14 protein-coding genes are annotated in these 15,259 nt (G+C 35.1%); 1 reads left to right on the forward strand and 13 read right to left on the reverse strand.

What is annotated here, in order from left to right; genetic code table 11:
• Nucleotides 1-602: 602 nt before the first annotated feature.
• The 3 genes from asnS to QA612_RS08625 form a co-directional block, all read right to left on the reverse strand.
• Entirely contained in the window at nucleotides 603-1,892 is a 1,290-nt protein-coding gene (asnS, locus tag QA612_RS08615; protein ID WP_278283387.1) for an asparagine--tRNA ligase, read from the reverse strand.
• Between the two features lie 138 nt (nucleotides 1,893-2,030).
• Nucleotides 2,031-2,573 (reverse strand): cell wall elongation regulator TseB-like domain-containing protein, encoded by a 543-nt coding sequence (locus QA612_RS08620; RefSeq protein WP_278283388.1) that lies wholly within the window; start codon nucleotides 2,571-2,573, stop codon nucleotides 2,031-2,033.
• 16 nt (nucleotides 2,574-2,589) lie between these two features.
• Nucleotides 2,590-2,763: a YpmA family protein gene (locus tag QA612_RS08625; protein ID WP_278283389.1), complete on the reverse strand. Its 174-nt coding sequence runs from the start codon at nucleotides 2,761-2,763 to the stop codon at nucleotides 2,590-2,592.
• 124 nt (nucleotides 2,764-2,887) lie between these two features.
• Between QA612_RS08625 and QA612_RS08630 the strand changes: the two genes are divergently transcribed.
• Nucleotides 2,888-3,052 (forward strand): hypothetical protein, encoded by a 165-nt coding sequence (locus tag QA612_RS08630; protein WP_278283390.1) that lies wholly within the window; start codon nucleotides 2,888-2,890, stop codon nucleotides 3,050-3,052.
• 240 nt (nucleotides 3,053-3,292) lie between these two features.
• Here QA612_RS08630 and QA612_RS08635 read toward each other — a convergent pair whose 3' ends face one another.
• The 10 genes from QA612_RS08635 to bshA all read right to left on the reverse strand — a co-directional run bounded on the left by QA612_RS08635 (nucleotide 3,293) and on the right by bshA (nucleotide 15,255).
• The gene (locus QA612_RS08635; RefSeq protein ID WP_278283391.1) at nucleotides 3,293-4,609 is read right to left on the reverse strand and encodes an amidohydrolase; all 1,317 of its coding nucleotides are present in this window, start codon (nucleotides 4,607-4,609) and stop codon (nucleotides 3,293-3,295) included.
• A gap of 35 nt (nucleotides 4,610-4,644) precedes the next feature.
• Entirely contained in the window at nucleotides 4,645-5,526 is an 882-nt protein-coding gene (locus tag QA612_RS08640; RefSeq protein WP_278283392.1) for a ComEC/Rec2 family competence protein, read from the reverse strand.
• Nucleotides 5,527-5,610: 84 nt separating this feature from the next.
• The gene (gene dinG, locus QA612_RS08645) at nucleotides 5,611-8,415 is read right to left on the reverse strand and encodes an ATP-dependent DNA helicase DinG (protein WP_278283393.1); all 2,805 of its coding nucleotides are present in this window, start codon (nucleotides 8,413-8,415) and stop codon (nucleotides 5,611-5,613) included.
• A 54-nt stretch (nucleotides 8,416-8,469) separates the two neighbouring features.
• Nucleotides 8,470-9,537: a tetratricopeptide repeat protein gene (locus QA612_RS08650; protein ID WP_278283394.1), complete on the reverse strand. Its 1,068-nt coding sequence runs from the start codon at nucleotides 9,535-9,537 to the stop codon at nucleotides 8,470-8,472.
• A 97-nt stretch (nucleotides 9,538-9,634) separates the two neighbouring features.
• The gene (gene panD / locus QA612_RS08655; protein WP_278283395.1) at nucleotides 9,635-10,018 is read right to left on the reverse strand and encodes an aspartate 1-decarboxylase; all 384 of its coding nucleotides are present in this window, start codon (nucleotides 10,016-10,018) and stop codon (nucleotides 9,635-9,637) included.
• A 3-nt stretch (nucleotides 10,019-10,021) separates the two neighbouring features.
• Nucleotides 10,022-10,882: a pantoate--beta-alanine ligase gene (panC, locus tag QA612_RS08660; protein ID WP_278283396.1), complete on the reverse strand. Its 861-nt coding sequence runs from the start codon at nucleotides 10,880-10,882 to the stop codon at nucleotides 10,022-10,024.
• A 5-nt stretch (nucleotides 10,883-10,887) separates the two neighbouring features.
• Complete coding sequence (gene panB, locus QA612_RS08665) at nucleotides 10,888-11,721, reverse strand: 3-methyl-2-oxobutanoate hydroxymethyltransferase (RefSeq protein ID WP_278283397.1); 834 nt, start codon at nucleotides 11,719-11,721, stop codon at nucleotides 10,888-10,890.
• 257 nt (nucleotides 11,722-11,978) lie between these two features.
• On the reverse strand, nucleotides 11,979-12,977 hold the full coding sequence (locus QA612_RS08670; protein ID WP_481804428.1) for a biotin--[acetyl-CoA-carboxylase] ligase: 999 nt from the start codon (nucleotides 12,975-12,977) through the stop codon (nucleotides 11,979-11,981).
• On the reverse strand, nucleotides 12,950-14,116 hold the full coding sequence (locus tag QA612_RS08675) for a CCA tRNA nucleotidyltransferase (RefSeq protein WP_278283399.1): 1,167 nt from the start codon (nucleotides 14,114-14,116) through the stop codon (nucleotides 12,950-12,952). Before QA612_RS08675 ends, QA612_RS08670 begins: the two co-directional genes overlap by 28 nt.
• Nucleotides 14,116-15,255: an N-acetyl-alpha-D-glucosaminyl L-malate synthase BshA gene (gene bshA, locus QA612_RS08680; protein ID WP_278283400.1), complete on the reverse strand. Its 1,140-nt coding sequence runs from the start codon at nucleotides 15,253-15,255 to the stop codon at nucleotides 14,116-14,118. Before bshA ends, QA612_RS08675 begins: the two co-directional genes overlap by 1 nt.
• Nucleotides 15,256-15,259: the final 4 nt, after the last annotated feature.

Below are 15,259 nucleotides of genomic sequence, written 5' to 3' on the forward strand. Positions count from 1 at the left end.
CTTAAAGTGTTAAAGTAGTCTCTATTGCTATTCCCACGGGAGTCTCACACCATCAGTTATGCCTTTGCATACAGGACAGGACGTCGGCTGCTCGAAAGAATGATTAACATAACCTTTACTTGTTAATACTTATAAGTTCGATATCAGCTATTTTCAGGGTAGACGAAAGAAAGAGTCGGCCAATGTTCCCGCAATAGGAAAAACAACATTTACAGGAACATTGGGTTGAAAAGCAAATTTACAGGCCTATAGAAGGTCGCCAATAAGCCTGCAAAAGTGATAAAGCAGATTGCAGGCTTATAGAATCGATCCAATTAGCCTGCAAATCAACAATGCGCAGGATCTCGATGGTTCAGCCTTCTTCTTCACTATCACCTAGCATGAATTTTTAGAATTGCCAGTTCTAGTGCCACTTTATTATCTACCTATGTATAGTGTTGCTCTGTAGCTTCATCCGTGACAACGGGTAGTCGATTTGAAGTTTCGTTGATTGAGTCGCTACCTTCCACTACTGAACCGTTTCTATTTCAAGGTAGACAAATTAAAAAAAGAGGAGTTTTAAAGGGAATAAAGCACCTCAAAAACTTCTCTTTTTAAAAATATTATGGATATAATCGATTTAATAATCTTGGGAATGGTATTGTTTCCCTTACGTGCTCAACACCACACATCCAAGCAACTGTTCTTTCAAGGCCAAGTCCGAAGCCAGAATGAGGAACGGAACCGTACCTTCGTAAATCCAAATACCAACGGTACGCTTCTTCCGAAAGATTATGTTCATCGTATCGTTGTTTTAATAATTCTTCATCATCAATTCGTTGGGAGCCACCTATGATTTCACCATAGCCCTCTGGTGCAATTAAATCTGCACAAAGAACAACTTCCTCTCGCTGTGGGTCTGGCTTCATATAGAAAGCTTTAATTTTTGCAGGATAGTGTGTAATAAAAACTGGTTTTTCATATTTTTCAGCAATTGCTGTTTCATGTGGGGCTCCAAAATCTTCGCCCCATTCTATCTCATAGCCATCCTTTTGAAGCATTGTAATGGCTTCATCATACGTAATTCTAGGAAATGGAGCTACAATTTTTTCTAACTTGGAAGTATCTCTTTGTAATGCTGCAAGCTCTTGTTTACAATTAGCAAGTACAGATTGAACGACATGTGTAACATAGTCTTCTTGTACCTTTAAGCTATCCTCGTGATCCATAAAAGCCATTTCAGGTTCAATCATCCAAAACTCAATTAAATGGCGTCTCGTCTTTGATTTTTCTGCCCGAAAAGTAGGTCCAAAAGAAAAAACTTTTCCTAGTGCCATTGCTGCTGCTTCCATATACAGCTGACCACTTTGTGATAAATAGGCATCCTCATCAAAATACTTTGTATGAAACAGATTTGTTGTACCTTCTGCAGAGCTTCCTGTTAAAATGGGAGGATCAACTTTTGCAAATCCTTGTTCATTAAAGAATTCATATGTAGCACGAATAATTTCGTTCCGAACCTTCATGATTGCATGCTGACGCTTCGATCTAAGCCATAAATGACGATGATCCATTAAAAACTCCGTTCCATGCTCTTTTGGAGTAATAGGATAATCAATTGCTTCATGAATGATTTCTACTGATGTAACTGTTAACTCGTAACCCGAAGGAGCTCTTTCATCTTCACGAACAACACCGGTAACATATATAGAGCTTTCTTGTGTTAACTCTTTTGCTGTTTTAAATACATCTTCTCCCACTTCTGCCTTAACGACTACACCTTGAATAAATCCCGTACCATCTCTTAACTGTAAAAATGCTATCTTCCCGCTAGAACGCTTATTTGCAAGCCATGCTCCAATGGTAACTGCTTGTCCTACATGTTTTCCAACTTTTGCTATTGTTGTTTTCAATATTTTCCCTCCTAAAATATGCAATAAATACATTTTGAATTTCGAATGTCATTAAGGATTAGTAATATTTTATTTTATCGAAATAGCTTTTAATATTATACAACTGAGAAAAAAAAGAAGTCAATGAGTAATAAAACCTTATGACTGTTGGAATTGATATTGCCTCACATATGTTCCATTTTCAAATGTTACATAATAAAAAGAGTATCTATTAGAATTGTCAATATAAACGACCTCATAAATCGGTGTGTTCCCTAAAATCCCTAATCGAATATTAATTATTTTTTCAATATTTAGTCTGGAATGACTAATGGAACGTACTTCCTCTTTCGTTATCCCTTCTGATTTTAATCGACTTATTATTTGTGGTTCCACCATTTCTTCTGCATCTTCATTCAAATTTTCACTTTGTTCATCGTTTTGTTCTTCTTCGATCTCTTCGATCCAAACGTAAATCTCTTCTCCATCATTATTATATCCTTCAAACACTTGGAAGGAACGTCGCCCATGAAAAAAATCTACGTATTTTAAATCAACTAACTCTGAGTCACTCATGGCAATTTCAAGGGCTATTCCTTTACGTTCATTTAAAGGTTCAGCTATTGTGCTTAGCATAATGTAAGAAAAACCAACAATCGCGGCAATTATCATTATAGATGTACTTACTATCCATGCTTTCATTTTTCAAACACCTGCTTTACGTTTCATATATAGTAAAAACCATTTTACTATTACTTTCTTTATCTAAAGCTAAACCAAATGTTAGATCACGTTCCTTTAACGTACTATTCAATGTGTTCACTAATCTGTATAATTCAGGGTTATTATCAATTTTTATGGAAGCTAACGCCTCTATCTCCTTTTTCCCCATAGTTAAACCTCCTAAAAAAAATAATTCCATTCATTCTCTCCCTTTATGTATAAATATTGTTAATCATACTCCTTCAAATTTTGCTGATACTATGACTACCGCGGGAAAGAAAAGGATGATGAATGTGAATGACTACAAAAAAATATACTGCGGTACTTCAGCAACAACAGCTGAATTGTATCAATTAGAAAAGGATGTCATATCACTACGTTCCACATACCGTCCCAATCATTTTAACACAATTAACGTCTCTTTTAGGCAAACAAAATTTCCTGAAGAATGTAACTAATGTGTATTAAAAAAAATTTAAACCTACACCTTCACAAGAGCACCTCTACGCCAATAGGTGCTCTTAACCTTTTGAAATAGGCTTACCCTGAAAATAGAACGGTTCAGGAGTAGAGGGTGACGACTCCTGTGGGAACAGCGGAGACGAAAATCCCTTAACACTTACCGACTAAGTGATAGGAAGTTGAGGCCGTGCCTTAGGAATTCAAAATGCACACTCTCCGTTAATAAACCCTATAAATCAACTCGAAGCCGTATCTGTTAATTTTAAGTAGTTGTTTGCTTCATGCATTATTTTCTCTTCATCTAAAGTAAGTACTTGACGATCTTTCATTATCTGTATGCCTTGTACAAATGAATCTGTTACGTCTGTCCCTTTTACTGAGTAAACAATATGTGATAAAACTCTTGAGTTATCCCAAGGCTGTAAATGAGGGACATTAGGATTTATTAAAATAAAATCTGCCAACTGTCCCTTCTGAATCATACCGAGTTTATTTAATCTTAAGGCTTTGGCTCCATTAATTGTTGCCATTTGCACTACATCCATAGCTCTTGTTATTGTTGGATCCTCATAAAGTCCTTTTTGAATTAATGATGCAAAGCGCATTTCCTCAAATAGATCTAAGTTGTTATTACTGGCTGTAGAGTCAGTTCCTAGTGAAATATTAATTCCCTTTTTCATCATGATGGGAATAGGGGCAATCCCTGAACCAAGCTTTAAATTACTCATAGGATTATGTGATACAGAAACATTCTTTTCTAACAAGATTTCTTGCTCATTCTCAGATACGTGAACACCGTGCGCAATAAGACAGTGATTTTGAAACAAACCTATTTTATTTAAATGTTCTACTGGTGGCAAGCCGTATTTTTCTTCATGTTTGACCACTTCATCATTTGTTTCAGATAAGTGAGTATGGATCCACATATTGTGTTCTATTGCCTTATCCACGACCATTTCTAAAAATTTAGGTGGACATGTATATGGAGCATGAGGAGAAAGAGCTACAGTAATTTTATTATCATTTGCACCATGATAATCATGGTATAATTGTACAGACTCTAGAAGCTTTTCTTTCTGTTCCTCTTCAGAGCACAAACCAATCATTCCACGACATAGAACTGCTCTCATTTTACTATTTATAACTAACTCAGCCATTTGATTCATATGTAAGTGATACATATCTAAAAAAGTAGTTGTCCCTGATTTAATCATTTCTAAAAGTGCTAGCGACGCAGCATTTTGTACTGTTTCCTTTGTAAATTTACTTTCAGCAGGCCACATTACCGTTTGTAACCACTTCATTAGTGGAATATCGTCTCCTGCTCCACGCAAAAAAGTACTACCAAGGTGCCCATGTGTATTAATTAATCCAGGTAATAGCCATTTTCCTTTTCCATCAATGACAGTATCTACTGATGACATACCTTCTTTTGTTGGAACTCCACTTGATATGTCTTTAAAATATCCATTATCATCAACGATTACATACCCATTTATGATAGCATCGTCTGTCATTGTCATTATCGTAACTGAATGGAGTAATGTTGACACAATCCCCCCTCCTTCTAATAACGTCATTTCCTTTTCTATTTGTAGGTAAACCAACTACTAGGGAAAGATTTTTCCTTTTGAGTTGGCTTAAGTAAAAATATTTCGTAATCCTCTTGGTCACATTTTATTGTTACTGTCCCAATCCGACTTGTTTGGTATATATCGATCCACGTTTCCTCTAACCTTTCAATTACGTAACTGCTAGGCAAATCTTCTCCATTTCTAAAAATTACTGCGATTTGAGGATCTACTTCATTTAGTAAATCTTCCGAAGTCCCACGATCACTACCAAAGTCAGGAACTTTAAACATTGTTGACTTTAAATCATATTCGTTTACAAGCTCCCTTTCGACTTTAGAATTAGCTACAGTCATATATAAAAGTCTCTGTTCAAAGTGATTAATAAAAAACGCTGAACCACCTTCGTCATCACCTTTATTATCTTCAACATATAAAACATCAATATAAACGTCCTTTAAAAGAGCACATTGATCACCCTTATTAAAAGAAGCAATTTCAACATTAAATTCCTTTTCAATTGGAGTGAATGCCGATTGAAGGGAGGATGGAATTAATATTTTTTGTACATGATAGTTAGATAAAACAGCTCTTAAATTTCCGATATACTCTAGTTGTTTACTTGTAATAATTAATGTATCAATTGTGGAAACATTGAACATGTTTAACCTTTCTACTAATTCTTCCTCACTATTTTCATGTCCTGTATTAATAAGTATCGTTTGACCATTGTTACCTTGAATTAATGTAGCTTCTCCATGGGTCAAATCAAAAAATGAATAAGCTATTTCTTCATTTGTTAGATTTAATTTCACCTTATCAGCTAAAACACTATTGGGTTGGACAAGAATGGTTACTGCAAATACTATTATCAATAGTTTAGTGAGAATTTTTTGCATTTCTTACTTCCTTCCTTCACTTACTTTAGATTAAATTCTTCTAGGAGGCTATCTGACAATACAAATGTGAGAGTGTTATTTTCATTATAACCAATTTGAAAGGTCATTTTCCAATTCGTCCATTGGTTTCTCTTCGATAGGAATAGATGGAAGAGACTTGATAAAGGAACTACCATAACGTGTTGTCTTTATACGACGATCTAACACAACAACAACTCCCCTATCTGAAGACCTACGAATTAACCTACCAAATCCCTGCTTAAACCGTAAAACAGCTTGTGGTAATGCGAGTTTCATAAATGGATTACCTCCAGCTTCTTTTATTTCTGAAGATTTCGCTTGGAATACGGGGTCATCTGGTGGAGAAAAAGGAAGTCGGACGATGACGATAACACTTAAATCACTTCCTGGAATATCTACTCCTTCCCAAAAACTACTCGTTCCTAGTAAGATCGCTTGGTCAAATTGCTGAAAATTTTTCGTTAATTTTGAACGACTACCTGTTTGAATTCCTTGGGCAATTAATACGATTTCATCACTTAGCATTTCTTTTAAGAGATGATAACTCTTTTTTAACATATCGTAAGACGTAAATAATACGAGCATCTTTCCCTTTGTAATTTCTGCAATACGAAAAATTTGTAGTACAGCAGCCTCAATATAAGCCTGCTCTCCAGCATCTTGTATAAGAGGCATATCCGTTGGAATCATTAATTGAACTTGTTCTTTCCATCGAAATGGAGATTGAACAACTTTTGTTGTAATTGGAAAATCTTCAAGTCCTAATCTTTGAATAATATACTGAAATTTATTATTTACTGTTAAGGTTGCAGAAGTAAAAATCACACTATCTTTTTTACTAAAAAAGGTATCTGCAAGATGTTCTGCTACATTAATTGGCCTTCCTTGGATAAAGACAGATTGTTTCGGACCCTTCGTTTCTGCTTCAAGCCAATATATCATTGTTGGATCGTGATGAACTAGCAAATGTACAAAAGCTTCATTAACCTTTCGAATACGTTGCACATATAAATTCAATGTATTGATTATTTGGCTTTTTCCTTTAAAATCATCAGCATCCCCTTTTTCCAAAATCATATCATTGAGATGGTTAAGACTTTGAAGAAAATCACCAAAGTACATCTGACAACGTTCAGAGGCTTCGTTTACACTGGTACAACTGGAATCTCCTAAATCAAGCTTTTTAATTGCTCGTCCACGTTCATTGTATTTTTCTTTATCTACATATACATATTGGAATAGCAATAAATATAAGTCGTTCCACTCCTGCTTTAACTTTTTTCCGTTCTCTTCTACAGAATAAATAATATCAATAAGTGGAGACTCTTTCTTTGTCACCTCAGATAAGGTCGACAGTAATCCATCGCTGTCTTTCAAACTTAATTCATTTAATAAATGAGTTAGAGTCAAATAATTAATTTGAAGACCTAATTGATCTGTTGCCGTTTCCTCAAAATGATGACTTTCATCTAATATAATATGCTTATATGATGGTATCAATTGGTGTTCAGCCATTATATCTGATAAAACAAGAGAATGGTTCGTAATAATAATGTCAGCTTCTCGTGCTTTTAATTTCGCCCTTTGGTAATAGCATCGCGAAAACCACGGACATTTCGGTGAAACACAAGAAAAAGAGTCACTAGAAATATCATTCCAAAAACGGCTAGATCGGGACGCTAAACTTAATTCTTCCACATCTCCAGTTTCCGTTTCAATTAACCAAATTAAAATTTGTGCTTTCGATATTGTTCGTTCATATGTATCAATGGGATCATGGTGTAATAGGTTTTCAAATTTACGTAAGCATAGATAGTGCCCGCGTCCTTTTAGTAATGCAACATTAATGGAAAAGGGTAAAAATTTCATTAACGTGGGCAATTCTTTCTTAACAATTTGCTCCTGCAATTGAACTGTATGAGTACTTATTACGATAGGTTGATTCAATTTTTTTGCTTGAAATGCAGCAGGTAATAAATACGCCAACGTTTTACCAGTACCAGTACCTGCTTCAATTAGTCCAAAGTTATTATTTTCCATGCAACTATCAATAAAGGATATCATTTCTAATTGTCCAGATCTTGCTTCGTAACCTGCCATTTTCGTCTCACACCATTGTTCGTTTTGAAGACAGGAGGAAAAAAAATCTTGAAATTCGTGTTTTTTATCCTTAATATTTGAATGTTCGTTTTTTTCAATTGTCTTTTGTTTCTTCAAAACTAAACCTCTATATTCGTCATAAGGGGCCTTATCCGTGACATTGCTTTCCATCAACCACTTTTGAAATAAAAAACCAACATCACTTTTAAATCGTCCCTTCAGTTTAGTGAGTTGCTCTAACGTTTTGTTTGGTAGGGAAGATAGTTTTTTTAAAATTTCAATAAAAAGCTGTCCTGTAGCTTCTGCATCACTATCCGCACGATGAGGTTCGTTATGGTTTACTTGAAAACTTTCTGATAACTGTGAAAGTCGAAAGCCATCTGCAGTAGGAAAGGCAATTCTAGATAATTCTACTGTATCTATGGCTGGACCAGAAAAAGGAGAATATCCCGCTGCACTTAGCTCTTCATTAATAAATCCTAAGTCAAATTCTACATTATGTGCAACAAAATATGCCCCATTATTAAGAGCCTCTAATAATATTGGTGCAACTTCTGTAAACTCTGGAGCACCTTTCACAAGTTCTTCATCAATGTTTGTTAATGACTTAATAAAAGGTGGTATTTTCCTATTTGGATTGATATAACTATTATATCGTTTAATAACTTGTTCATTTTCAATAATTACGTATGCAATTTGTATTATTCTATCTCCTTTTGAAAAGGACACTCCTGTTGTTTCTACATCAATAATGACAAAACGTTCCATCTATCTATTCCTCCAACAAACGGCTTCTCCATATAACATATATTTTATCTTTTTTTAATCAATATAGTTCGACGTACTCTCTGTCATTTGTTTTAACAGAGGATGCTTAATGCCGTAAGATCTTATTTTTGCCTTTTCCTTCTTCATCGTCTCATAGTCACGCCACTTATCAAGGAGCCATAAATAGGAAATCCACACATTAATATTTGTAGGATCGTAGGAAAGAAGCTGTTGAAAACCCTTTTTCGATTTATTACGTTCGTCCATCAAACCATAATTCCAATATATACCATGTAAAATTGTGGACTTATCATAGCCAAGATCATTTAAACGTTCATAACAAAATAAGGCACATGAGAAAAAACCCTTTTCCTCAAATTCTAGTGCTAAAGACAGCAGTAATGGCTCCGAGTCGAATTGGTGAATAGCTTCGTACCACGTTTCCATTGCTAAAGTTTTGTTCCCCATTTCCATGTACGTTTTTCCTAGCCAAAAGTACGCTTCTCCATCTCCTTCACCTGATTCAATAACCTTTTCAAAATAATGACGAGCTTGACTTGGTATTTTTAGTAACAAATAACAGATTCCTAAATTATACACTACATCTGTATTAAAAAGGAGCCTCTCTGCCTTTTCGAAATAGGAAATTGCTTGTTCAAGATCGTCCTCACGTCCAGCTTGTAATCCTAGACCAAGAAAGGCAAAATGCTTTTCTAACGGATCGTTACTCTGATAAACGACGTTTAAAAAATGTTCCTTTGACATATGGTCTTCATTTAAATATAAATATGCATATCCCAAGTATAAATATAATCTTGATGGTTGTTGTGAGATCTTCAACTCTTCCTTTAAAGCGTTTACCGCCTTTGAGTATATACCTAGATGAAAATAGCTAATTCCTTCTAGTTTTTCCCCTTCTTTTTGAAAAGCTAGTGGTGTAGTTGTCATCAGTTTTTCTTTAACTTCATCTAATAACTCCAATTGCTCACTCCACACTTCAAGGACCTGTTCATTTTGCTTTGTTAATTCTTCAATCCAATATTCTTTTTCTTCATCTGATAATACATCTTTATTTTCCAATAACCAGTTAGACACAGAGTTCCATTTTTCTGTTGAAAACAAGGAAATCCCTCCTTATTCGTTTAAACTCTTACTTACAGTTTCCAACGAAGGAGGGATCACTATACTTATTTCGATTTTATATATTTTTATAATTTTTCTACTTTATTGTTGATGCTGGTTCAGAATGTAGCATCTCTACTATCTGGTTTTCATCATTTAAGATAGCTACTTTCGGCAAATGCTCCGAGCATTCTAGATCATTTATCCATTTATACGAAATAATAATAACTTTATCCCCTGGCTGTACTAAACGAGCAGCTGCGCCATTTAAACAAATCGTTTTTGAACCACTTTTCCCACGAATGACATAGGTTTCTAATCTGGCACCATTATTATTATTAACAACCTGTACTTTTTCATTTTCAAGAATACCTACCGCATTCATTAATTCTTCATCTATTGTAATACTTCCTACATAATTTAAATTTGCTTCTGTAACTGTAGCACGATGCAATTTACCACTCATCATTTCTCTATACATGCATTACAACTCCTCACTTATGTTAAACATAATATTATCAATCAATCTTGCCTTACTATATCTGACAGCTACTGCAATTATCATTTCACCTTCAATGATTTCTAATTTTTTTAATGAAGGAAAACTTCTAATTTCACAATAATCAATTGAACCGGAAAGTCGTTTTCTTAACTTTTCCATTATTAATGCTTCAATTTCCACTGTATTATTTCGTTTTTTCTCTAAAAGTAGTTTTTTCATTTCTACCAATGTTTGATAAATAAGCGGGGCTTCTTTTCGTTCATCCTCAGTTAAATTCACATTACGAGAGCTCTTCGCTAAACCATCCTGTTCTCTCACTGTTGCTCCTCTAACGATAGTGATGTCTAAATGGTAATCCTTCACTAAACGTTCAATCACAGCCACTTGCTGTGCATCCTTTAATCCAAAATAGGCACGATCTGGAGTCATAATTCCGAATAACTTCATTACAACCGTAGCTACCCCATCAAAATGCCCTGGTCTATTAGCTCCACACAACACATCTACTCCCTCATGTACAACGAAAGTAGCACTCATTGGAGTAGGGTACATTTCATCTACTGTTGGACAAAACAAAACATGAACGCCATTATCTTTCGCCAGTTGTTCATCTCCTATTTTATTTTTAGGATACCGTTCAAAATCCTCTCCTGCACCAAACTGTAAAGGATTGACAAAAATGCTTAAAACAACTATATCGTTTTCCTTATTTGCTTGTTTTATTAATGATAAATGACCTTCATGCAAAAATCCCATCGTCGGTACAAAGCCAATCTTTTTCCCTTGCAGCTTTGCTTCCATAATCCAATTTTTCATAGAAAAAATATCTGTTATGATTTCCATTGTATTTATTTTCCCCCATAAAGCTGTTGCTCTTCTTTATTAATTGCCTGAAAGACATGCTTTTCTTCAGGGAATAAACCATTTTTTACATCTTGGTGATATTGTTTTATTGCTTCAAAAATGGAAGGAGATGCATCATAATAACGTTTCACAAACTTAGGTATATGTCCCTGTGTATACCCGATTAAATCATGGTATACAAGCACTTGACCGTCTGTATATCTCCCTGCACCAATTCCAATTACTGGTATAGATATAGTGCAGCTAATTTCATCCGCAAGGGCTTCTGGCACACATTCTAAAACGAGCATACAAGCACCGGCCGCCTCTACTTTTTTTGCATCTTCTATCATTCTTTCCGCTTCTTCGTTCGTCTTACCTTGAACACGATAACCACCTAAAACTGCTACAGACTGAGGAGTTAGTCCTAAATGTGATATAACTGGAACTCCTGCCTCTACTAGTTGTTTCGTAGTATCAATGACAGTTCCCCCACCTTCAAGCTTTACCGCATTAGCTCCACCTTCCTGCATCAAACGTTTTGCATGGTGCAATGTCTCAGGAAAAGAAGAATGGTACGTTAAGTAAGGCATGTCTGTGACAACAAATGTGTCTTGAACGCCTCGCTTTACTGCTTTGGTGTGATGTATCATGTCATCAATTGTAACGTAAATAGTAGATTCATAACCTAAAACAACCATCCCTAACGAATCACCTACTAAAATCGTATCAATGCCTGCTTCTTCTGCTAATTTAGCACTTGGTGCATCATAGGCTGTTAGCATGGAAATTTTATCCCCAGCCTCTTTCATTTTTCTTAAATCATTTGTAGTTTTCAAACATATCTCTCCTTTCAAAATTCTGAGATCAAGGGAGACATTTTTATTTAGAACAAATAAAAACCTTCTCCAACTGGAAGAAGGTTGATTGTTCTATCAATAAAAGGACATACTCGTATCCTTTACTATGCCAAACCCTCTGTCCCAGTCCCTTTACGGATCAAGGCAGAATACTTTTGAGTTTTTTATTTCTGAAAGGTACAGTTCCTAATAGGATACTGCCCACCAAAAGTATAACAGAAATACAACTCATTGTGTTAATCATGTAGTATCTTTATATCTGCTGAATAGATTCGGTGAATGACTCCTTCGTCATCCTTTAACAGCAGTACACCATCATCATCCATTCTATCTGCAACTCCAGTTATTACATCTCGTGGAGTGGTTGCAGTAATTCGTTTACCTAGTGTTGTTGTTCTTGCTTCCCACAATGGCTTTATAAATGAAAAGCCTTTTGAAAGATAAACTTCATATAACCATTGAAACTCAAAAAGGATAGCCTCAATGAGATCAATCCTTTTATACCCTTTATTTCCTTCAATAGCTATGGAGGTTGCTATATCTTTAATTTCTTCTGGAAAACTCGTCTGGTTGACATTTAAACCAATACCGATAATAACAGATTTAACCCTATCTGGATCTGCTTGAAGCTCCGTTAATATACCAGCAACTTTTTTCTTATTAATTAAAATATCATTAGGCCATTTTATATGGACATCTAGCTCTGTTATTTTTTCAATTGCACGAACTACTGCCACAGCTGTTAATAATGTAAGCTGTGGTGTCTGTCGTATATCAAGCTTTGGATATAAAATAATACTCATCCATACACCAGTATTTTTTGGTGAATGCCAATCTCTACCTAGTCGCCCTCTTCCACCAGTCTGTTCATTTGCAATAACAATTGTCCCTTGACCATTCTTTTCTTTCTCTTGTAATAGCTGTTGAGCAAGCTGCTGCGTTGATTCTAGAACTGGCTGGTAAACGACATTACGAAAGATAGATCTTTCATCTAGTCGTGCTTGAATTCCATGCTCACTTAAACTATCTACTTCACCTTTTAGTAGATATCCTTTATTCGATACAGCAATAATGTCATACCCTTCTTTCCTTAAGGCATCAATGTATTTCCACACCATCGTTCTACTGATTGAAAGGGCTTGACTGATCTTTTCTCCAGAAATATATTCATTGGAATGATCTCTTAATAATTGAAGTACTTTTCCCTTCATAGACCTTGCTCCTTCTTTAGCCATTGGTAAATTTCGTTCTTCGTATTTTGAACATTACCGAAAACTACAGCTTTTTCTACTTCCATTAATAGCTTACCAATTTCGGCACCTTGTACTTTCGGAAACCAATCTACAATATTCTTTCCAGAAATACTTAACTCCTTTTTAGAATAGATAGGTAAGTCATTGTAACGACTCATGTAGCTACTCACTTGTTTAGAATCACTTAAAATAACCAGAAGTTTCTCTACTATTGGAATTCTCTCTTCACCTAATCTGTAAAGGTCGTATTCATTCAACATTTCTTCCAACCCATTATGAACATAACTTACAATCAGTAAAACATCCTTAGTTAGTTGATTCGATCTCTTATACCTTTTTAGTATGTCCTTCGTTTCATATGTCTTATCAGAGTAAGCTGCAAAAGTCCACCATTCCATTGATCCACATATATACCAATCATCTTTATAATTGTTAGAGGTACAGTAATCTCGTATTGATTGATTTAAAAAAAGAGGTGGAAGCTTCTTAAAGATGGAATGATTTAATAAGTAGGCTAGTTTATTTTTAGTTAACTTTTCACACGCAATCTTTTCAAGCTCTCCAGCTATTCTTTCGATTGCAGGCTTACTAAGCAAATAAGATAGTTTCTCCATCCACAGCTCTGTGTTTTCTTCTATTCTAAAGTTTAATTGTATAGCAAAACGAAGGCCCCTTAATATTCGTAAAGGGTCTTCCTTAAGCCGTTCTGGATTATTTCCAACTAGTTCAATGGAACGATTGTCTATTGCTTCTCTGCCATGAAAGGGATCAATTATGTTTCCAGCTTGATCCATCGCCATAGCATTACACGAAAAATCCCTTAAGGATAAATCTGTATGTAATGTATACGTTTCCTTATTTCTTTCTTTTTTATATTGAGTTACTTCGATCGGACGACCATCAACTGGAACAAGTATAGTACCATGACGAACACCAATCTCTATTGTACGTGGAAAAAGCTTTTTTATCTGTTCAATAGTAGCATTTGTACAAATATCAATATCGTTTATCTGGCGGTTCAAAATATGATCTCTAACTGCTCCACCTACAATAAATGCTTCATAACCATTGCTCTCAAATGTATTTAGGATATATTGAGCTGCTTTTTTCCACGAAATCACTATTCATCACTCTTTTGTAACAATGTTTTTTTGTAAACCGCTTCATATTGTTTTACGATTTTATCTTGATGAAAGTCCCTTATTGCAGTTTGAATTGCCTTTTCTGACATTTCCTTCTGGAGAATTGGATTCTTTAATATTTTTACTGCATATGCTGCCACCTGGTCTGTATTTCCAAGTTCACAAATAAACCCGTTTTCCCCATTTGAGATTACTTCGGGAATTCCACCAATATTTGTTCCTATGACAGGAACACCACAAGCCATTGCTTCTAGTAAAACAAGTCCAAAACTCTCTTTTTCTGAAAGAAGTAATTTCAAGTCACTCATGCTTAATAGCTCTGCTATTCGTTTTTGGTTACCTAAAAAAAAGATTTTATCACATAACCCTAATTGTTTTGCCAGATTAGATACAATTGGTAGATCTGGTCCATCTCCGATTAAAAAGAGTACGGCATTTACTTCCTGTTGAATTTTATGAAAGGCTTTTACAACATCTGGAACTCTTTTTACATTACGAAAGTTTGAAACATGTACAATTACCTTCTGACCCTCTTTAATTCCATATTCTCTCTTTAATCGACTTGTATTTCTTGGATAATAAGTACGATGGTCTACAAAATTATAAACCGTTTCTATTTGTGCTTTTGTCTGAAGTAAGTCCGCTGTTTGACGTGCTAAATCATCAGACACAGCTGTTACCATATCCGAACGTTCAATACCAAACCGAATAACGTCTGATAAGGATGGATCGTAACCTAATACTGTTATATCGGTTCCGTGCAATGTAGTAACAACTTTCAGGTGATCTCCAACCATTTCTTTAGCTAAAAAGGCACTAATTGAATGAGGAATTGCGTAATGAACATGAAGAATATCCAAGTCTTCACGCTTTGCAATATCAGCCATTTTACTGGCTAACGCAATATCATATGGTGGGTATCGAAAAACGGAGTATTGATTCACTTCAACCTCATGAAAGAATATATTCGCTTCTCCACCTTCTAACCGAAAAGGGACACTTGATGTGATAAAATGAATTTCATGTCCTCGTTCTGCTAATGCCTTACCTAATTCTGTTGCTACTACCCCTGAGCCACCAACTGTAGGGTAGCATGTAATACCTATTTTGTATGTCATGTAA

The sequence above is a fragment of the Evansella sp. AB-P1 genome, from assembly GCF_029688925.1.
Classification (GTDB): domain Bacteria; phylum Bacillota; class Bacilli; order Bacillales; family Salisediminibacteriaceae; genus Evansella.

What these genes read in the sequence shown, in the direction of transcription:
- QA612_RS08625 (WP_278283389.1), bottom strand. Translation starts at nt 2,763, where the DNA reads ATGGGGAAAAAGGAGATAGAGGCGTTAGCTTCCATAAAAATTGATAAT.
- panC (WP_278283396.1), bottom strand. Translation starts at nt 10,882, where the DNA reads ATGGAAATCATAACAGATATTTTTTCTATGAAAAATTGGATTATGGAA.
- QA612_RS08620 (WP_278283388.1), bottom strand. Translation starts at nt 2,573, where the DNA reads ATGAAAGCATGGATAGTAAGTACATCTATAATGATAATTGCCGCGATT.
- dinG (WP_278283393.1), bottom strand. Translation starts at nt 8,415, where the DNA reads ATGGAACGTTTTGTCATTATTGATGTAGAAACAACAGGAGTGTCCTTT.
- QA612_RS08640 (WP_278283392.1), bottom strand. Translation starts at nt 5,526, where the DNA reads ATGCAAAAAATTCTCACTAAACTATTGATAATAGTATTTGCAGTAACC.
- QA612_RS08670 (WP_481804428.1), bottom strand. Translation starts at nt 12,977, where the DNA reads ATGGCTAAAGAAGGAGCAAGGTCTATGAAGGGAAAAGTACTTCAATTA.
- bshA (WP_278283400.1), bottom strand. Translation starts at nt 15,255, where the DNA reads ATGACATACAAAATAGGTATTACATGCTACCCTACAGTTGGTGGCTCA.
- panD (WP_278283395.1), bottom strand. Translation starts at nt 10,018, where the DNA reads ATGTATAGAGAAATGATGAGTGGTAAATTGCATCGTGCTACAGTTACA.